Here is an 18,609-nt window from a genome sequence, read left to right as displayed (position 1 = left end):
ACCGCCGATGTTCGCCATCGATTCGCTTCCGTTTTCCCGTCCCGCGGCGCGCGTGCGCCAGGCGCTGACGATCGCCGCCGGCCTGCTGGCGGGCCTTGGCGCCGCTACCGCGCAAGCGGCCATCCCGATCGAACACTGGACCGCGTCGACCGGCGCCCGCGTCTATTTCGTGCGCAGCCCGTCGATTCCGATGCTCGACATCAACGTCGATTTCGATGCCGGCAGCCGCTATGACCCCGCCGGCAAGGCGGGGCTGGCAACGCTGACGGCGGCGCTGCTCGACAAGGGCACGGGCGCCGTGGACGGTCAGCCGGCGCGCGACGAAGCGCAGATCGCCGACGCCTTCGCCGATACCGGCGCCAGCTTCGGCGGCGCTGCCGGCGGCGACCGTGGCGGCATCGGCCTGCGCACGCTGACCTCCAATCCGGAGCTGACGCAGTCGGTCGCGCTGGCCGCGCAGCTGATCAAGGCACCGACCTTCCCCGAGGCCGTGGTCGCACGCGAGAAGGAACGGATGATCGCGGCGATCCGCGAGGGCGATACGCGCCCTGGCGTGATCGCCGACAAGCTGCTGTCCAAGGCCATCTACCCGAACCATCCGTACGGCATGTCGGCCACCGCCGAGTCGGTGGCGTCGGTCACGCGCGCCGACCTGGAGCGCTTCTGGCGCGCCAACTACGCGGCCTCCCGCGCGGTCGTCACGCTGATCGGCGCGATCGATCGCCGCCAGGCCGAACAGATCGCCGAGCTGCTGACGCGCGGGCTGCCCAACGGCGCCGCGCCGCCGGAGATGCCGGCGGTCAAGATGGACATCGGCGCCAGCGTGCAGCGCGTCCCGCATCCCGCGCAGCAGGCCACGGTCGTGCTGGGCCAGCCGGCCATCGCGCGCGGCGACCCCGACTATTTCGCGCTGCTGGTCGGCAACTATGTGCTCGGCGGCGGCGGCTTCAGTTCGCGTCTGACCGAGGAGGTCCGCGAGAAGCGCGGCCTGACCTACGGCGTCGACAGCTATTTCGCGCCGTCCAAGCAGCCGGGACCGTTCGGCATCGGCCTGCAGACCAGCAAGGCGCAGACCGACGAGGCGCTCGCGCTGGTGCGGCAGGTGCTCAAGCGCTTCGTCGAGGAAGGGCCGACGCAGGCCGAGCTGAAGGCGGCCAAGGACAATCTGATCAACGGCTTCCCGCTGCGGATCGACAGCAACCGCAAGCTGCTGACCAACGTCGCGAATATCGGCTGGTACGGCCTGCCGCTGGACTATCTCGATACCTGGACCGCGCAGATCGCCAAGGTCGATCGCCAGCATGTCAGGCAGGCCTTCCAGCGGCATATCCGCCCTGACGCGATGGCCACCGTGATCGTCGGCGGGCCTACCGGCGGCCCCGCCGGCGCGCCGACCGCGGCCGCTCGATGAGCCTGGCGGCGCCGGCCCGCGCCGCCGCTCCGGCGCCCGCCGAGGCTCGCCGCTCAGTGCGCTCCCGCGCATAGCGACCCGACGTGGCCTGCGCGCCGGCGCCAGGCAACGACGCGGCAGGCTCTACAATCACGGAATGAGTCCGCGTTCCCCCTCTCCGCAGCCCGCCGCCGGCGGGCGCTCCCAGACCGCGCCCCGTGGGCGCGTCCCCTCGTTCTCCCCCCGCCAGGCTCCCGCGCAGGTGCGCATCATCGGGGGCCGCTGGAAGCGCACGCCGCTGCCGGTGCTCGATGCCGAGGGGCTGCGGCCCACGCCGGACCGCGTGCGGGAAACGCTGTTCAACTGGCTCGGCCAGGACCTGACCGGCCAGCGCTGCCTGGACCTGTTCGCCGGCTCCGGCGCGCTCGGCTTCGAGGCCGCCTCGCGCGGCGCCGCCCATGTGACGATGGTCGAGGCCAATCCGCGCGTGGCTCGGCAACTGCGCGACAACCAGAGCCGCCTCGGCGCCGAGCAGATCCAGATCGTCCAGGGTGATGCCTTCGCCATCGCGGCACAAATGCCGGCCGCCAGCTTCGACGTGGTCTTTCTCGACCCGCCGTTCGCCGAGGACTGGATCGGCCCGGCGCTGGCCCATGCCGAGCGGCTGACCCACGCGGCGGGCCTGGTCTATGTCGAGTCGGAAAGCCCCTTGAACGGCGCCGATGCGCCGGTGCCCGCCTCGCTGGAAATCGTGCGCCACGCGCGTGCCGGAGCCGTGCATTTCCACCTGCTGCGCCATCGCGGCGCGGCCGACTGAATCGGGCGCTGGCGCTTCGCGCGCCAGTGCGCGATGATCGCCCAAGGCGCTCCCGCCCGCTCGGCTCGGCGGCTTTCAAGCCGCGCATTTAGGGGTACACTACGCCGCTGTCGCCAACGCTCGCCTGGCGGCATCGGCGCAAGCCGGCTGCAAAGCCGGTGCCGGTGCGGCTTGCCGGTTCACGGCAGCGGGCAGAACAAGGAGGAAGCATGGTCGTCGCGGTCTATCCCGGCACGTTCGATCCATTGACCCGGGGACACGAGGATCTGGTGCGCAGGGCGTCCAATATCTTCGATGAGCTGGTGGTCGGAGTCGCCCATAGCCCCAACAAGCGCCCCTTCTTTTCGCTGGAGGAGCGCATCGGCATCGCCAAGGAAGTGCTGGGCCACTATCCGAATGTGCGCGTCGACGGCTTTTCCGGCCTGCTGAAGGATTTCGTGCGCAAGAACAATGCGCGCGTCATCGTGCGTGGCCTGCGCGCCGTGTCGGACTTCGAGTACGAGTTCCAGATGGCCGGCATGAACCGCTATCTGCTGCCGGACGTCGAAACGATGTTCCTGACCCCGTCCGATCAATACCAGTTCATCTCCGGCACCTTCGTGCGCGAGATCGCGGTGCTGGGAGGCGACGTCAGCAAGTTCGTGTTCCCTTCGGTCGAGCGCTGGCTCAAGGAAAAGATCGGCAAGGGCGACTGAGTCCTCGATCGGCTGCCGCTACAAGCCGCGGCCGGCCCGGCGGGCCGGCCCGAAAACGCCTAGAATACGGGGTTCGGAACCGTCAGGACGCGGCCAGTCGGGCGCGGGCGGCTCCAGCGGCGCACCGCGCACAGTTGGCGCGGCGATGGCCGGACTGCAGAAGGAAATATCATGGCGCTGATGATCACCGACGATTGCATCAATTGCGACGTTTGTGAGCCCGAGTGCCCGAACGAAGCAATTTCGATGGGGCCCGAGATCTACGAAATCGACCCCAACAAATGCACCGAGTGCGTCGGCCATTTTGACGAGCCGCAATGCCAGCAGGTGTGCCCCGTCGCTTGCATCCCCCGCGATCCGAACCGGGTCGAGACACAGGAAGTGCTGATGCAGCGCTACCGCCTGCTGACAGCCGCCAAGCACGCCGCCTGACACAGCGTGCGCGACTAGGCCAGGCGCCGGCTGCATACCGGGCGCCGCAATGGAAACCCCGCCAAAGACCATGGCGGGGTTTTTTTACGCCGGTCCGTTATCGACCGCGCACAATGCAACACCGCCGGGACCGAATGCAACCAAAAGTCGTCAGATCCCGCGCATTTGTTAAGCGGCAGCCATCGCCAACATGCGACTGTGCACGGCATTCCTACAGCTCGGGAGAGCGCCATGCCGCAAATCTGCACCGAGGGTTATCCAAGCCCGGCGTTGCCGGGTACCAGCACCTATGAAATGACGTCGTTCGGCCGGTCCGAGGGCCGACTTGGCGTGGATGGGTCGACAATTGCCTTGCGCAACAATCCGCAAGGCGTGATCGCAGGCATAGCCAAGGTTTTTTCCCGAACGGAGGCTCCGCGGCGCACCCCGGAAGCGGAGAACAAACACATCGCCGCTTTGCCGAAGGTGGCAACCGACAAGATTCTCGCTTACCTCGCCGACCCCTTTGAACGGGCAACGCTCGCCATGACATGCCGGCTCCTTTATCGGCAGCTCAAACCTTATTGGCCAGAATTCCAGTTGTTTCGCGATTTGATTGCGTCGAAAAAGAGCCTGGATTTTAGGTCGCAGTCGTCATGCATGAAGGATGTATCGCTATTGCTTAATTTCTTCACCGGGTACCGATGGAACCGCTGGCGTGCAAGGACGATATTCGAGGAGACGCTCAAGCGGCTCGGCAAAATGTACCCTCGTATCCCGGAACGAGTATTCCACGAGGTTTGGCCGTTGTTCCACAAGCTGACGGAAAGCACCAAGCTCGAGGTTCTGCACAGCGTATTCCAACACGCCTTGGCGCGTTCCCCATATTGGGCCATCACCGTGCTGACCGAGTTTGCGCGCCGCGGAGCATATGCAGGAGTTGGGGCCGACTTCCTCGACGCGCTGTTTCATTACGCAACGCCGCTTTTTCTTAACGCGGACACTGCGAAGGAAGCCGAGCCGCTGCTCGGCGCCATCGCACAGGCACAGAGGCTGGGTGGTGACAATTCCAGGGGACGGGATGAGGTGAGATGGAAGCGGATTCTCGAATTGATTCCACCATCCACGTCCATCAAATCCGCCGCTGTACTTGGATTGGCCAATACTGCCGTCGTTATTCAACGGCGCTGGGAAAAGCACGGCAAAGATCCAAAGTATGGTTTCCCGGCTGTAGAAATCATGCGGAATCGGTTTAATGGATTTCCCCCGTCCACGGCGATCAGCGAATCCACAATTCCTATATATCCCTCCGAGGAGAGAGAGATAGATAACCGGCGCCTATTGCGGTACATGGCTACTCCGCGATATGCGGTAGATCGGGCCCGGAGGGATCGCCGGCACCAGGAAATCGTTGCCGCCATGTATGCGCGTCCCGAGGTTCCGTGGTGCGAAACCGCCGGTGGCGGTGGCTCTTGACATAAACAAGGCATCCCAACGGCGATGTGGCTTAACAGATGCCGGATAGTAGTTTGGGTCCGACAGAATGTTCGTCGTACCAAGCAGACTTAGGAGGAGACGATCCATGGGAAGCGTGCGCGGCCATGTTACCTATGTGAGCTGGCTTGCCGACCGGCGTGGAGATTTGCCGGGAGAGCGGCGGGTGGCTTGTGCCAATACGGGTTTGTATTACGGCTGGAGCAGCATCGCTCTGTATAGAGTTGGCGCGTTCATAGATTCGGTCACAGCCTTCTTCCGCGCAAATCCATCGTCGACGCTTCTTACCACCCGATTCGCCGCGGAGGGCACCAGGCATACCGTTTCCCAAGCTGGAATCGCGCTTGGAAGCGTGGCATCGTTCGCCGAGATGATCATAACTTCCGTTGTGTTTGCGAGGCACGCTGACAGGCATCACCGCACCGGTCGGCAGGTCGACGACAACGGGGAGGGGCATGAGGCGTTTGCAAATTACATCCGGAGCCAGAAAGCCGACGTCCAGAAGGCGAAGCTAAGGGCTGGAACTGCAGGCGAAACTCTAGCGCCAGATACCGAGGTGCTCCATGCATATTCTGCCGACGGCGGCATTTTGGTCGTACAGCCTTCGAAAGGCGATCGGCTGAAGGGAAAGCCGACGCAGGAATTGGCGGTAAATTACCTGGAATATGAAACGGCGCAAATAGACCGTCGCGAGGCTGCCAATACTCTGAAGCACTCCTCCGTCATGTTCACGCGTGATGGCATCCTGCAAGGCGGTGGCGTCGGCTGCAATTTGGCGTTGCTTTGGGATAGCTTCAAGATTAGCGAGCTATTACACCTTGCGACGGTGCCGATCAACGCCACAGCGACTGCCATCTGCGGCTTTGCATTCAGCCTCGGGTGTGGCGCCCTCCATATCGTCGCGGGAGCGTTGCGATGGCATGACGGCCTGAAGAAGCTGTCCGCGGCGACCGGGGCGCTGAAGGCAATCAACGACGCCAAAGAGCGACTCAAGGATGCGAAGGAGCGCCAGCAAGCCCAGTTGGCGGAGGCGGGTCGGCTGGCAGAGTCTCTGCTCACGCATGCCGAACGCAACGAAGCTCGCGCTCAGGACGACGCCAACAACCAAATCCGCGTGGGCAAATGGCGGATCACCTATGGCGCCACCGCGATGGCCGTCGGCGCGATTTCTTTGGCCTTGTTCCTGGTGGTAGGCGGAGTCTCGACCGGCGGTATTCTGTTCGGCATCATCGGCGGCCTGGCATTGGCCGGTTGGACCCTCTATGCCGGAATTCGGAATCGCAATTCCGCGAAATCCATCCAGGCGGCGATTGATAAGGGCAACAATAACGCTGTTGCATCGGGAGAGGGCGGGCCGAAGGACAACGAGCTGCCATCGCTTGACGATGTCATCGACCAGGCGGTCCGAATGCTAGACAAGGACGGCGGGCACGATGCCAACGCGCGACGGCTGATCAAGCACACCTTGAAACAGATCGGTTTGACCCGGGAGGATCTTTGGCCACTGCGGTTTTGCTCTTTCGATCCGAGTGTCAAAGGCCCCATCGTCGAGGAACTGAAGATCAAAATCCGCAATCTCGTGGATGGCGATGGTATCCGGTGCGCTGTTGAAAAAGCGTTGCGGCGTCGCCCTGAATCGAAGCTCGCCGCGGAAGCCGAACCGGTCGCCTTAGTCGTTTGAACCGCTCGACGGCCGGGGCGTCGGCCCGCCACGGGTATCGGGCGGCAGGGTCGACCATGCAGCTATTATTTTGCCGAATGCAACTGCATCATCGCGCGTTCGGCTTCGCCTTTTGCCAGCAGCGACAGCGGCGCCACGCTGCGGTCGATGGCCTCGTCGATGGCCTGTTGCTCTTCCCGGCGCGGGGGCTTGAGCACGAAGTTGACGACCTCTTCCCGATCACCGGCGCCGCCGGCATTGCGGGGATGGCCCACGCCGATGCGCAGCCGCCAATATTCCGGCGTCGACAGATGCGCGGAGATGTCCTTCAAACCGTTGTGTCCGCCGGAGCCACCGCCGCGCTTTAGCTTGACCGCGCCGGCCGGCAGGTCCATCTCGTCATGCGCTACCAGAATCTCGTCGGGCAGGATCTTGTAGAAGCGGGCCAGCGACACCACGGCCAATCCCGAGCGGTTCATGAAGGTCGATGGCTTCAGCAGCCAGATATCCTGGTCCCACAGGCGCGCGCGCGCCGCCAGCCCATGGAAGCGGCCTTCCACGCGCGGCGTGGCGCTGGCCATGCGGGCCAGCTGGTCGATCAGCCAGAAGCCGGCATTGTGCCGGGTGGCTTCGTATTCCGCCCCGGGATTGCCGAGGCCGACGATGAGCTTGATCATGGTGCTAACGGGTTCGGTGGCAGGCATGCACGGCGGCGGGCCGCGGCGCAGCAGGGAAGCATACGCGAAAAAAAAAACCGCCGGACGAACCGGCGGTCTTTCTGGCGATACCTGTCGATAACGACAGGGCCGCCGGGTCAGCCGAGGGCTGGCGCCGATCAGGCGGCCGGCGTCTCGCCTTCGCCTTCGCTGGCGGCTTCCGACACACCACCGGCCGGCAGGGCGACGGTCGCCACGGCGGGGTTGTCGTCGCCGTGCGTGATCGGGGTCACGCCCTGCGGCAGCTTCAGGTCCGACAGGTGAACGGTCTGGCCCAGTTCGACGGCGCCCATGTCCACCTCGATGAATTCCGGCAGGTCGCCCGGCAGGCACGACACTTCCAGTTCATTCAGGATGTGGTTGATGATGCCGTGGCCGAGCTTCACGCCAGGAGCGGTTTCCTGGTTCATGAAGTGCAGCGGCACCTTGACGTGGATCTTCTCGGTGGCCGACACGCGCTGGAAATCGACGTGCAGCACCAGCGGCTTGAACGGGTGCATCTGGAAGGCGCGCAGCAGTGCCTTCTCGGTCGTGCCGCCCACTTCCAGGTCGAGGATCGACGAGTGGAAGGCTTCCTTCTTCAGCGCGTGGAACAGCGCGTTGTGATCGAGCTCGATCATCTTCGGTTCGGCGGTGCCGCCGTAGATGATGCCGGGGGTCTTGCCGGCATTGCGCAGGCGGCGGCTCGCACCCGTACCCTGTACGCTACGCTCGAAAGCGATGACTTTCATGGTGGACTCCAAAAAGTAAGAGGGCTGCCCGCGACCAGACAGCCCGATGAATCGGCGCCAGGTACGGTGACCGGGCGCCTCTGCGCCGCATCGCCGCTTGCGAACAAGCCGGCGGACGCGACAAAGCCTTGAATTCTAACAGGAAGTTCAGGAATCGGCGAACAGCGACATGATCGAGTCGCCCTTGACGATCCGGGTGAACGTCTCGGCCAGCAGCGAGGCGGTCGACAGCTGGCGGATCTTGCCGGTCTGGCGTGCGTCGTCGCGCAGCGGAATGGTGTCGCAGACGACCACTTCGTCCAGCGCCGAGTCGGCGATGCGGGCGGCCGCGCCGCCGGACAGCACCGGGTGGGTACAGTAGGCGAACACCTTCTGCGCGCCGCGTTCCTTCAGCACCTGGGCCGCCTTGCACAGCGTACCGCCGGTGTCGATCATGTCGTCCATGATCACGCAGTTGCGGCCGTCGACTTCACCGATGATGTTCATCACCTCGGCCACATTGGCCTTGGGACGGCGCTTGTCGATGATGGCCAGGTCGCAGTTCAGCTGCTTGGCCAGCGCGCGGGCGCGCACCACGCCGCCCACGTCGGGCGAGACGACCAGCAGATCGCCGTAGTTCTTTTCGCGCAGATCGCCCAGCAGTACCGGCGAGGCGTAGATGTTGTCGACCGGGATATCGAAGAAGCCCTGGATCTGGTCGGCGTGCAGGTCCATCGTCAGCACGCGATCGACACCGGCGACTTCCAGCATGTTGGCAACCACCTTGGCCGAGATCGCGACGCGCGCCGAGCGCGGGCGGCGGTCCTGGCGGGCATAGCCGAAGTAGGGCATGGCGGCGGTGATGCTGCGTGCCGAGGCGCGCTTGAGCGCGTCGACCATCACCATCAGTTCCATCAGGTTGTCATTGGTCGGCTGGCAGGTGGACTGCAGCACGATGACGTGCTTGCCGCGGACATTTTCCTGAATTTCGACCTGGACTTCGCCATCGGAGAATCGGCCCACCAGTGCCTTGCCCAGCGGGATGCCGAGGTGCTGCACGACAGCCTCCGCGAGTTTGGGGTTGGCGTTGCCGGTGAATACCATCAAGCCGTCGCTACTCATGAGGGGCACCTGTCTTGCTGCTGGGGGATGGTCGCCGGCGCTGCCGGCGACAGATTCTGCAGATCTGCGAGGAATGTAATGGCAGGGGAGGAAGGATTCGAACCCTCGAATGCCGGAATCAAAATCCGGTGCCTTAACCGACTTGGCGACTCCCCTACACAACCGGGACCGTTCTTCGTTGCGCCGACAGCCACAACGCCGAACGAAAACTTGCTATGCGAAAGCTGTGAGCGGATGGCGCGACATACTTCTCACGCATCTGCCATCCCATTCGGATGGCAACCGATCGAGTACCTGTTGCGCAGTTTGCGCGTCAGTATAGCGTGCAAACACACAGGCACCGGAACCGGTCATCCTTGCCTCGGGGCTGAACTGTCTCAGCCAGACAAGGGCTCGGGCAACTTCGCCGAACTTCGCTGTCGCTATCGCTTCCAGGTCGTTGCGACCGAAACCGAATTTGTTTGTGCAAGCAGCGAAGTCCGCAATTATGGAGATGGGCGTATCCCTTGTCAAGCGTTCATCGGAAAAAATTGCTGCGGTCGGCACATGCTGGCGTGGATGGATGACCACGAACCAGCTGTCCGGCAGATCGACCGCGGTCAACTCCTCGCCGATTCCCTCGGCGAAGGCGTTCTGGCCGAACACGAAGAAGGGCACGTCGGCGCCCAGGCTCAGACCGATCCGCATCAACTGTTCGCGCCGCAAGCCCAGGCCCCACAGCCGGTTCAGCGCCAGCAGCGTGGTGGCGGCGTCGGAGGAGCCGCCACCGATGCCGCCGCCCATCGGCAGCGACTTGTCGAGCGCGATCTCGACGCCGTAGCGGGTTCCCGTGGCCGCCTGCAGCGCCTTCGCCGCGCGCACCACCAGATCACCGTCCGCCGGCACGCCGGGGACGTCCGTCACACGAACGACCGCGCCGTCGTCGCGGCGTTCGAAATGCAGCGTGTCGCTCCAGTCGATCAGCTGGAACACGGTCTGCAGCATGTGATAGCCGTCTGGACGGCGGCCGGTCACATGCAGGAACAGGTTCAGCTTGGCCGGCGCGGGACAGTCGCGCAGTTGCGCGGGAGGCAGGGAGGCTGACATCGGACTGGGATGGAGCGGAGCGAGGATCGAGCGACGGGTACGTGCAGCGTGCGATCGGAGCGCGATCAGTGCGAAGCAGGGGCGTCGATCACCAGCTTGACCGACATCGGTCCACCGGCGCCATCGCGCGCCAGGTCGATCCGGCGCGGCAGCGTTTGCGCGCCATCCGGCGCGGCCTGCCAGGCAGCGTAGCGCACGGTCCAGCCGTTCTGCGACAGCGACTCGAGCCGGCCCTGGGCGTCGCGCGTGGCGCTGGCCGGGGCGCCGGGCGCGGGGCGGGCACGCAGCCAGTCGCGCATGCCGGCCACCGGCAGTGCGAAGCCCAGGCTCTGCTCGAGCAGTGCATCGACCTGCGGCGCGTTGCGCGGCGGTTCGTTGGGCAGGTCGAGCGTCGCGCCCGACGGCGTCGCGGTGACCACGGCGAGGGTCTGGCCGAGCGGCGAGATCAGGTCCAGCCGCACGTTGTCGCCCTGCTCGCGCCAATGGAAGCTGCCTTGCACGCCCTCGTCACGCCCATAGCGGACGTAATTGGCGGCGAAGCGCCCGGTCAGTTCGCTGGCGCGGGCACCGGCGGCGGCATCGAACTGGCGCGACGGCGTGACGCTGGCGCAGGCGGCGAGGCACAGCGGCGCGGACAGGCAAAGCAGGGTCAGGGTACGGCGGGATCGGTCCATGCGTAGAACGGAGATCGATGCCGGGTCACGGCGCGCGGTCGCGCGGCCGTGCCGGCGGCGGATGTCGATGGTTGGGCGATGAATGGCGACGGAGGCCGGCGGCCGCGCAACGCGCAAAAGCCGTCGACGCTATGGCACGCTACTGCGCCAGCCGCACGTTATAGCGCCGCAGCGTCTCGACCAGCGTCTCGTTGTTCGGGTCGAGCTTGACGCCTTCCTCCCAGGTCTTGCGCGCCTCGTCGCGCTCGCCGAGCTGCCACAGCACCTCGCCCAGATGCGCGGCGATCTCGGCCTCGGGCGCCTTCGCATAAGCGTCGCGCAGCAGCTTGGCCGCGGGCTGCAGCTGCCCCAGGCGGAATTTGACCCAGCCCAGGCTATCCATGATGTACGGATCGTCGGGCCCCAGTTCGGTGGCCTTCTCCAGCAGCTTCAGCGCTTCCTGCAGCCGGATGTTGCGATCGGCGAGCGAATAGCCCAGCGCGTTGTAGCCCTGCTTCTGGTCCGGCTGCAACGCGATGAACTGGCGCAGCCGGCGTTCCATGCTGTCGTAGCGCTTCTCGCGCTCGTCCAGCATTGCCAGCTCGTACAGCCATTCGGCGTTGTTGGGCTCGGCCTTGATGCGTTCGTCCAGCACCTTGCGCGCGCGGTCGTAGGCCTTGACTTCCATCAGCATGCCGACCTCGGCCTGGCGCACCGCCATCATCCGCTGCGCACGCTGATCGGGATCGGCGATGTCTTCGGCGTCGGCCAGCATGTCGCCGAAGATCGCCTGCGCATCGTCGAACCGGCCCATGCGGCCCAGCATCTGTGCGCGCTTGACCGATGCCGCGCCGACCATGCGCTGGTCCTCGATCCGGTCCAGCCACTGCACCGCGCCCGCGTAGTCCTTGCGCTCCTCGGCGATCTGCGCCAGATACTGGTACGCGACGTCGGGATTGGAACTCGGTGCCTTTTCGGCCAGCCGCAGGTATTCGTGCAGATAGCGCTCTGCCTCGTCGTAGCGCCGCGCCTGCAGTCCGGTCAGGCCAAGCGCCAGCGGCACGCGTGGATCGTCGGGCGCGACCTTGCGCAGCGCCTCGAATTCGCGCCGCGCGGCGTCCATCTCGTTGCGCTGCAGGTAGACCCGCGCCAGCGTGATGCGGCCGTTTACCGAAGCCGGGGCCTTGTCGAGAAAGCGCTTGAGGCCCGCGATGGCCTGCTCGGGGGCATTGTCGGCGCGCAGCTCGGCCGCCATCAGCGCCGCCGCTTCGTAGTCGGGACGCAGGCGCTGCGCTTCGTCGAGCTCGGCCAGCGCGCCCGGCACATCGCCGGCGGTCTCCTTGGCCCGCGCCAGTGCCAGCCGCGTCTCGGCCGACTGCATGTCGTTGGCGACCAGCCGCTGCAGCAATGCGGCGGCTCCCGCCGGATCGCTGGTGCGCGACAGTTGCTGCTGCAATTGCAGGATGGCCTCGGGCCGATGGCTCGGCGGCACGCCGTTCAGCTGCAGCGAAAGCAGCGGCTCGGCCTCCTCCCAGCGCGCGTTCAGCACCAGCAGGGTCGACAGAACTTGACGCGCGGCCGGCGAGGTCGGCGCCAGATCGGTCCACAGACGGGCGCCATCGAGGGCCTGCTGCGGGACGCGTGCATTGAAGGCGATTTCGGTGGCGCGCTGCGCGAAACGCGGATCGCGGGTCGAGCGGGCCAGTTCCACGTAGGTGCGATAGGCCGGGCCGGTCAGGCCCCGCTGCATCGAGATCTCGGCGGCCAGCACGCGATACATGATGTCGGCCGTCAGCGGCAGCTCGGGCAGCGGCATCTTGGGCGGCAGCGGCGTGGCCGGGGTCGGCTCGAGCTCGCCGTCGCTGCTCAACGTGAACATCGGCCGGTCGGGCTCGGCGCCGTCGGACTTTGCCTCCGCGCGTGCCGGATCGGCCTGGGCCGACCGGGCATCGCGCGCACTGGCGCAGCCGGTCAGCGCACTGGCGCCGACCACGGCCGCGACCAGCAATGGCAGCAGACGCCGGCCTGGCGCTGCGCCGCGCGCGCCGGTCGGCGCAGGCGGCTCGTCAAGCGGTACGTGGGGAGAGAGCAGAGCGAGGATGCGGTCCAGGCGGTCCGGCATGGGTGGGACTCCGGCACGCGTCGTGCCATATGACAAGTTAGGGCCATTGTAACGTGCCGCTACAATGCCCGGCTGCGGGCACCATGGCGGACATGGGGTCTGCCGCTTGGAGTCGTGCGCAAAGGAGAGGTTCGATGCCGGAATTGCCCGAGGTCGAGGTGACCCGACGGGGACTGCTGCCGCATCTGGAGGGCAGCCGTATCGCCGGGGTGGCGGTGCGCCATCGCGGCCTGCGCTGGCCGGTGCCCGAAGAGCTGGAGGCCTGCCTGCCCGGGCGGTTGATCCGGCGTGTCGAGCGGCGCGGCAAATATCTGCTGCTCGAATGCGTGCGTGAGGGGGACGCGACAGCTGGCGGCGTGGCCGGTGGCGTGGCTGGTGGTGAAGACGCCGGCTGGCTGCTGATCCACCTCGGCATGACCGGCACGCTGCGCGTATGGCAGGAGCCGCCCGCGCCAGGCACGCACGACCATGTCGATCTGCTGCTGCACGACGCAGCCGGCCGGCCACTGACGCTGCGTTTCCGCGACCCGCGCCGTTTTGGTGCGGTGCTGTGGACCACGCTGCCGGAGGCGCTGCTGCCTACCCATCCGCTGCTGCGCAATCTGGGCATCGAGCCATTCGACGCTGCCTTCGACGGCGACTGGCTGTACCGCCATACGCGCGGGCGCAGCGCCGCGATCAAGACGGTGCTGCTGTCGGGCGATATCGTGGTCGGCGTCGGCAACATCTACTGCTCGGAGAGCCTGTTCCGCGCCGGCATCCGGCCGACTACCGCCGCAGGCCGTCTGTCGCGGGCGCGCTGCGAGAGGCTCGCCGCGGCGGTGCGCGAGACGCTTGCGCTGGCGATCGAGCGCGGCGGCAGCACGCTGCGCGATTTCGTCGGCAGCGACGGGGCCAGCGGCTATTTCCAGCTCGACTGCCTCGTCTACGATCGTGCCGGCAAGCCTTGCCGGCACTGCGCCACGCCGGTCCGGCAGATCGTGCAGGGCCAGCGCTCTACCTTCTATTGCCCGCAATGCCAGCGTTGAGCGCAACGACGCGCCACCGCTGACCAGAAAAGACTGACGCCCCCCTCGCGACTCATCGATGCCTCGCCGTTCCACCACTCGAGCCACCACGCACTCCGCTGCCGCCCCTGATTCCGCCGCCAGCGCGGTGCCGTCCGATTTCGGCGCCCGCGTCGTGCAATGGCAGCGCCGGCACGGGCGCCACGATCTGCCCTGGCAGAACACCCGCGATCCGTACCGGATCTGGCTGTCGGAGATCATGCTGCAGCAGACCCAGGTCAGCGCGGTGATCGACTACTACCAGCGCTTTCTGGCGCGGCTGCCGACCGTGCAGGCGCTCGCCGACGCGCCGGCCGACGAGGTGATGGCGCTGTGGGCCGGGCTCGGCTACTACTCGCGGGCGCGCAATCTGCACCGCTGCGCAAAGCTGGTGGTCGAGCAGTACGGCGGCCATTTCCCGAGCGATCCGGCCCTGCTCGCCGAGCTGCCCGGCATCGGCCGCTCGACCGCGGCGGCGATCGCCGCGTTCAGCGCCGGCGTGCGCGCGCCGATTCTCGACGGCAACGTCAAACGGGTCTTCGCGCGCTGCTTCGGCGTGCACGGCCATCCTGGCGAAAAGGCGATCGAGAACCGGATGTGGGCAATGGCCGAGGCCGCGCTGCCCGCGCCGGGCCCGCGCCAGTCCGATGACATGGTGGCGTACACGCAGGGGCTGATGGATCTTGGCGCGACCGTCTGCTCGCGCGGCAAGCCGGCCTGCCTGGACGATGCGGCGCGCTGTCCGCTGTCGGACCTGTGCGTGGCCCGCCGCGAGGGCCTGACGGCGGTGCTGCCGACGCCGAAGACGCGCGCGCCGGTGCCGGAGCGCAGTACGGTGATGGTGGTGGTGCGGCATGGCCGCGAGGTGCTGCTGCGGCTGCGCGCGGACAGCGGCATCTGGGGCGGGTTGTGGAGCCTGCCGGAACTGCCCGTGCCGGCGCTTCCGTTCGACGCCGAACAGGCCGAGGACGACGCGCTTGCATTCGGACGGGCGTTCGGCACCCCGGCCCGCGCCGCGATGGTCGCCGAGATGACGCATGTCTTCACCCATTTCCGGCTGCTGATCCGCGCGGTGCGCGTCGACATGGCTGCCTTGGCGTTGCGCGATGTGGGTGAGGCAGGGGCAGCAGTGGACGCAGCGCAAGAGCAGTGGCGCTGGCTGTCGCTGGATCGGCTCGACGAACTCGGCATGCCGGCGCCGGTGCGCAAGCTGCTGGCCGGCGAGGTGGCGCCGCAATTGTTCTGAAGGTGTGATTCGCCCGCTGGAACCGGCCGCGGCGATGTGGCCACGCGCTACAGCCGCTACAACATGTGGTGCTGGCGCATGAAGCGATGAACGATCTCGATCCGCATGCCGGCGTCGGGCAGCGCCATCAGCATCTGCTTGGCCTTCATCGGCACCGGCAGCAGTTCGCATAGCCGATTGGCGACCCAGCTCGGATCCTCCCACTGCATCGGCTCGGCGAACGGCAGCTTGTGCGGCGGCGCGTGCAGCGAGGCGACGATCCGGCGCAGCGCCGCCAGGCATTCGCCCAGCAGTTCCAGCTTGCAGTCGATCACGTCGTCGGGCAGCAGCTCGGCGCGCGCGACCAGCAGGCCGTCGTCGCGGGTATGGTGTTCGAGGATGCGGAAGCGTTGCCTGCCGCGTGTCTCGATCAGCAGCACGCCAAGCTGCTCCATATTGCAGTCGACGATTTCGGCGAGACAGCCGACGGCTTCCGGCACGGTGGCGGCCCCTTCCTGCGCGACCTCGGTGCCGCTGGCGATCAGGCAGACGCCGAATGCCGCGTTGTCGCGCAGGCAATTGCGCACCATGTCGACGTAGCGGGACTCGAATACGCGCAGCGGCAGCCGGCCGCCGGGAAACAGCACGGTGTGGAGCGGAAACAGCGGCAGGCTGTCGACTTCGACGTGGAGCGGTGCCGCGTGATTGGACGCTGCGGAACTGGAAGACATGCGATCCCGAGAAGACTTTCGCTCACAGGGCGGGGGCAAGCACATTGCGCCGCCGCCGGGATCCACCGCCTGGGTCGGCCGGATCAGCTTACCGGCACCAGCTCGCGGTGTCTGACCAGCACATTACCATGCGCGCGGAAGTAGTTGGCAAGTCTTTCCGCGATATAGACCGAGCGGTGCTGGCCGCCGGTGCAACCGATAGCCACCGTCAGATAGCTGCGGTTGTCGGCGACGAAGCTCGGCAGCCATTTCTCGACATAGGCGCGGATGTCCTCTGCCATCGCGAGCACCATCGGCTGACTCTGCAGGAAGTCGATCACCGGCGCATCGCGTCCGGTCAGCGGCCGCAGCTGCAGGTCGTAATACGGATTGGGCAGCGAGCGCACGTCGAACACCATGTCGGCATCGCTGGGCACGCCGTGCTTGAAGCCGAACGAAGTGAACAGCAGCGTCAGCTGCAGATTGTCGTCGCGGATGAAGTCCTTGATCCAGGCGCGCAGCGTATTGGTGCGCACATTGCTGGTGTCGATGCGGTGCGCCGATTCGGCCAGCGGACTCAGCAGTTCGCGTTCCATCTCGATCGCTTCGACCAGCGGGGTCTCGGTCGGTGCGGGCGCACCGCTCGCCCCGCCCGCCGCGAGCCGCACGGACAGCGGATGGCGCCGCCGCGTTTCCGAATAGCGCTGCACCAGCGAATCGGTATTGGCGGTCAGGAAGACCACGCGGACCTCGTGCTCGGCCGACAGGCTGCGCAGTGTCTCGGGCAGCCGCGCCAGCGATTCGCGGCTGCGGATATCGGTGGCGATGCCCAGATGCGTGTAGCCCTCGGCCGCAAGATAGCGGGCGAGTTCCGGGATGAACTGCGCTGGCAGGTTGTCGACGCAGTAGTAGCCTGCGTCTTCAAGCACGTTCAATGCAACCGATTTGCCGGAGCCGGAAATGCCGGTGATGAGGACGATGCGCATAACGCTTGAAGGATAGCATCGCGTGATGATTGCGTCATGACGGTCCGATGAAATCCGTGGTCCGGGATGGCGCGGCAAGCGGGAAAAGCGGCGAAAGCGTGCGAAAGCCGCGCAATGCACGCGCAGAGCGGCGAGAACGGCCGAAACGGCGCAATAGCAAAGAAAAAAGCGAACCGCCGGGTGCCGTGCGATTCGCCTTCATTGGCCTTGATGGGCCTGCTTGATCGGCCGTCTGCCCGCTCCGGGCACAGCGGCCGACCGGTATGCCGTCACGCGGACAGGCACTCCTTCATGAACGCCTTGCGTTCGTCGCCCTTCTTGCCGCTCGCCTGCGCATTGCAGGCCTTCATCTTTTGCTGCTGCGAGTTGCCGGCGGTAGCGGGCTTGGCGGACAGGCATTCCTTCATGAAGGCCTTGCGCTCGTCACCGGTCTTGCCGGCGGCCTGCGCATTGCACGTCTTCATCTTGCTCTGCTGACTGTTGCCGGAGGCGGTCTGGGCAAAGGCGCCCGTGGCGACCAGCGGGCACAGCAGCACGCAGGTTGCGATCAGTGTCTTCATGCTGGAATCTCCTGACTGAGGATCGGGTCGCCAAGCGCAGGATGCGCAACGGCGCAGGCTGGGCGTGATGCCCATTACAGCACAAAACGCTGAAAACCCCAATCAGGTTGACGCTGCCGGCGTGTCGGGCACGCCGATGCGTCAATGCATGCTCGAGCAGACGCTCAGTGGGCGCTCCGGTCCAACGCTCAGAGCAGACGGCCCTGGCCGCGCGAGGCCGCGTCGGCCTGCATCGCGGCGCGCTGGCGATCCATGAAATCGCGCAGCGTGTCGATGCCGCGCAGCCGCAGGATGGTGTTGCGCACGGCGGCCTCGACCAGCACCGCGAGGTTGCGGCCGGCCGCAACCTGGATCTTCACCATGTGGATGGGCAGGCCGAGCACGTCGAGATATTGCGAATCGAGCGGCAGCCGTTCGAATTCGCCGTCGTTGCGGCGGACCAGCTGGACCACCAGCTTGAGCTTCATCTTCCGGCGCACCGCGGTTTCGCCGAAGATCGTCTTGATATCGAGCAGGCCCAGGCCGCGCACTTCCAGCAGGTTCTGCAGCAGCGGCGGGCAGCGACCCTCGACGAAATCGGGGCCAAGACGCACGAAATCGACCGCATCGTCGGCGACCAGGCCATGTCCGCGGGAGATCAGTTCCAGGCCGAGTTCGCTCTTGCCCAGGCCGGATTCGCCCATGATCAGCACGCCCATGCCGAGGATGTCGAGAAACACGCCGTGCATCGTGACCCGCGGCGCGGAAATGCGCGACAGATACAACCGCAGATGGTCGATTACCGCGGCCGACGACACCGGGGTCGTGAACAGCGGCGTCGACGAGCGGGTGCATCGCAGTTCGAGGTCGGGCGGCGGCTCCATGCCGTCGGCGACGACGAGGAAGGGTGGCTCAAGCAGGATCAGCTCACCCATCTGCCGCTTGCGCGTTTCGTCGTCGAGCCGCTGGTAGTAGGTGATCTCCGGCTTGCCCAGCACCTGGATCCGGTTCGGGTGGATCAGGTTCAAGTGGCCGACCAGGTCGGCCGCCGAGGTCGCCTCGCGTGCGAAGTCGAGGTCGAAGGCGCGATCGGCGCCCTCCAGCCCGGCCACCCAGGACAGTTTGAGGTCGGCTGCGTTGTCGTCGAAGATCGACTGGGAGGTGACGCCGGTGAGTTCCATGCGGGATGAGGCGGGGCGCTAAGGCGGTGGTATATGCGGTTGGCGC

The 18,609-nt window shown here is 66.2% G+C and carries 18 protein-coding genes and 1 tRNA gene; 8 read left to right on the top strand and 11 right to left on the bottom strand.

What is annotated here, in order from left to right:
* Positions 1-7 precede the first annotated feature (7 nt).
* From M1D55_RS22940 to M1D55_RS22915, 6 genes are all read left to right on the top strand, one after another.
* The gene (locus M1D55_RS22940) at positions 8-1,411 is read left to right on the top strand and encodes a M16 family metallopeptidase (protein WP_456281915.1); all 1,404 of its coding nucleotides are present in this window, start codon (positions 8-10) and stop codon (positions 1,409-1,411) included.
* Between the two features lie 241 nt (positions 1,412-1,652).
* Entirely contained in the window at positions 1,653-2,207 is a 555-nt protein-coding gene (gene rsmD / locus M1D55_RS22935; protein WP_006576802.1) for a 16S rRNA (guanine(966)-N(2))-methyltransferase RsmD, read from the top strand.
* A 209-nt stretch (positions 2,208-2,416) separates the two neighbouring features.
* On the top strand, positions 2,417-2,902 hold the full coding sequence (gene coaD / locus M1D55_RS22930) for a pantetheine-phosphate adenylyltransferase (RefSeq protein ID WP_006576803.1): 486 nt from the start codon (positions 2,417-2,419) through the stop codon (positions 2,900-2,902).
* A gap of 171 nt (positions 2,903-3,073) precedes the next feature.
* Positions 3,074-3,334: a YfhL family 4Fe-4S dicluster ferredoxin gene (locus M1D55_RS22925; protein ID WP_064572517.1), complete on the top strand. Its 261-nt coding sequence runs from the start codon at positions 3,074-3,076 to the stop codon at positions 3,332-3,334.
* Positions 3,335-3,565: 231 nt separating this feature from the next.
* Positions 3,566-4,789 carry a hypothetical protein gene (locus M1D55_RS22920; protein WP_456281914.1) on the top strand — a complete coding sequence of 408 codons (1,224 nt, stop codon included), beginning with the start codon at positions 3,566-3,568 and terminating at the stop codon, positions 4,787-4,789.
* A 106-nt stretch (positions 4,790-4,895) separates the two neighbouring features.
* Positions 4,896-6,488 (top strand): hypothetical protein, encoded by a 1,593-nt coding sequence (locus M1D55_RS22915; RefSeq protein ID WP_456281913.1) that lies wholly within the window; start codon positions 4,896-4,898, stop codon positions 6,486-6,488.
* A gap of 65 nt (positions 6,489-6,553) precedes the next feature.
* Here the strand turns inward: M1D55_RS22915 and pth are convergent, their stop codons facing one another.
* The 7 genes from pth to M1D55_RS22880 all read right to left on the bottom strand — a co-directional run bounded on the left by pth (position 6,554) and on the right by M1D55_RS22880 (position 12,876).
* Positions 6,554-7,144 (bottom strand): aminoacyl-tRNA hydrolase, encoded by a 591-nt coding sequence (gene pth / locus M1D55_RS22910; protein WP_456281912.1) that lies wholly within the window; start codon positions 7,142-7,144, stop codon positions 6,554-6,556.
* A 158-nt stretch (positions 7,145-7,302) separates the two neighbouring features.
* Positions 7,303-7,914 carry a 50S ribosomal protein L25/general stress protein Ctc gene (locus tag M1D55_RS22905; protein ID WP_006576808.1) on the bottom strand — a complete coding sequence of 204 codons (612 nt, stop codon included), beginning with the start codon at positions 7,912-7,914 and terminating at the stop codon, positions 7,303-7,305.
* A 147-nt stretch (positions 7,915-8,061) separates the two neighbouring features.
* Positions 8,062-9,015: a ribose-phosphate pyrophosphokinase gene (locus M1D55_RS22900; protein WP_006576809.1), complete on the bottom strand. Its 954-nt coding sequence runs from the start codon at positions 9,013-9,015 to the stop codon at positions 8,062-8,064.
* Between the two features lie 79 nt (positions 9,016-9,094).
* A tRNA-Gln gene (locus M1D55_RS22895) sits at positions 9,095-9,171 on the bottom strand.
* 57 nt (positions 9,172-9,228) lie between these two features.
* Positions 9,229-10,101 carry a 4-(cytidine 5'-diphospho)-2-C-methyl-D-erythritol kinase gene (gene ispE / locus M1D55_RS22890; RefSeq protein ID WP_456281911.1) on the bottom strand — a complete coding sequence of 291 codons (873 nt, stop codon included), beginning with the start codon at positions 10,099-10,101 and terminating at the stop codon, positions 9,229-9,231.
* A 65-nt stretch (positions 10,102-10,166) separates the two neighbouring features.
* Positions 10,167-10,775: a lipoprotein insertase outer membrane protein LolB gene (gene lolB / locus M1D55_RS22885; protein WP_456281910.1), complete on the bottom strand. Its 609-nt coding sequence runs from the start codon at positions 10,773-10,775 to the stop codon at positions 10,167-10,169.
* Between the two features lie 139 nt (positions 10,776-10,914).
* Complete coding sequence (locus M1D55_RS22880; protein ID WP_232207099.1) at positions 10,915-12,876, bottom strand: tetratricopeptide repeat protein; 1,962 nt, start codon at positions 12,874-12,876, stop codon at positions 10,915-10,917.
* Positions 12,877-13,010: 134 nt separating this feature from the next.
* On the opposite strand from M1D55_RS22880, the gene mutM reads away from it, so the two are divergent.
* Together mutM and mutY are read left to right on the top strand one after the other, a co-directional pair.
* Positions 13,011-13,904 carry a bifunctional DNA-formamidopyrimidine glycosylase/DNA-(apurinic or apyrimidinic site) lyase gene (gene mutM / locus M1D55_RS22875; RefSeq protein WP_456281909.1) on the top strand — a complete coding sequence of 298 codons (894 nt, stop codon included), beginning with the start codon at positions 13,011-13,013 and terminating at the stop codon, positions 13,902-13,904.
* Between the two features lie 58 nt (positions 13,905-13,962).
* Positions 13,963-15,168 carry an A/G-specific adenine glycosylase gene (gene mutY / locus M1D55_RS22870; protein ID WP_456281908.1) on the top strand — a complete coding sequence of 402 codons (1,206 nt, stop codon included), beginning with the start codon at positions 13,963-13,965 and terminating at the stop codon, positions 15,166-15,168.
* 56 nt (positions 15,169-15,224) lie between these two features.
* Here the strand turns inward: mutY and M1D55_RS22865 are convergent, their stop codons facing one another.
* The 4 genes from M1D55_RS22865 to hprK all read right to left on the bottom strand — a co-directional run bounded on the left by M1D55_RS22865 (position 15,225) and on the right by hprK (position 18,563).
* Entirely contained in the window at positions 15,225-15,878 is a 654-nt protein-coding gene (locus M1D55_RS22865) for an LON peptidase substrate-binding domain-containing protein (RefSeq protein WP_006576778.1), read from the bottom strand.
* An 83-nt stretch (positions 15,879-15,961) separates the two neighbouring features.
* Entirely contained in the window at positions 15,962-16,843 is an 882-nt protein-coding gene (gene rapZ / locus M1D55_RS22860; RefSeq protein WP_232207102.1) for an RNase adapter RapZ, read from the bottom strand.
* Positions 16,844-17,112: 269 nt separating this feature from the next.
* Positions 17,113-17,403, bottom strand: a complete 291-nt coding sequence (locus M1D55_RS22855) for a PsiF family protein (protein WP_006576780.1) — start codon at positions 17,401-17,403, stop codon at positions 17,113-17,115.
* 188 nt (positions 17,404-17,591) lie between these two features.
* Complete coding sequence (gene hprK / locus M1D55_RS22850) at positions 17,592-18,563, bottom strand: HPr(Ser) kinase/phosphatase (RefSeq protein WP_006576781.1); 972 nt, start codon at positions 18,561-18,563, stop codon at positions 17,592-17,594.
* Between the last annotated feature and the right edge of the window lie 46 nt (positions 18,564-18,609).

The sequence above is a fragment of the Cupriavidus sp. JZ107 genome (assembly GCF_053903255.1).
Note: the sequence above shows the minus strand (reverse complement) of the source record. Positions and strands in the feature narration are given on the sequence as shown.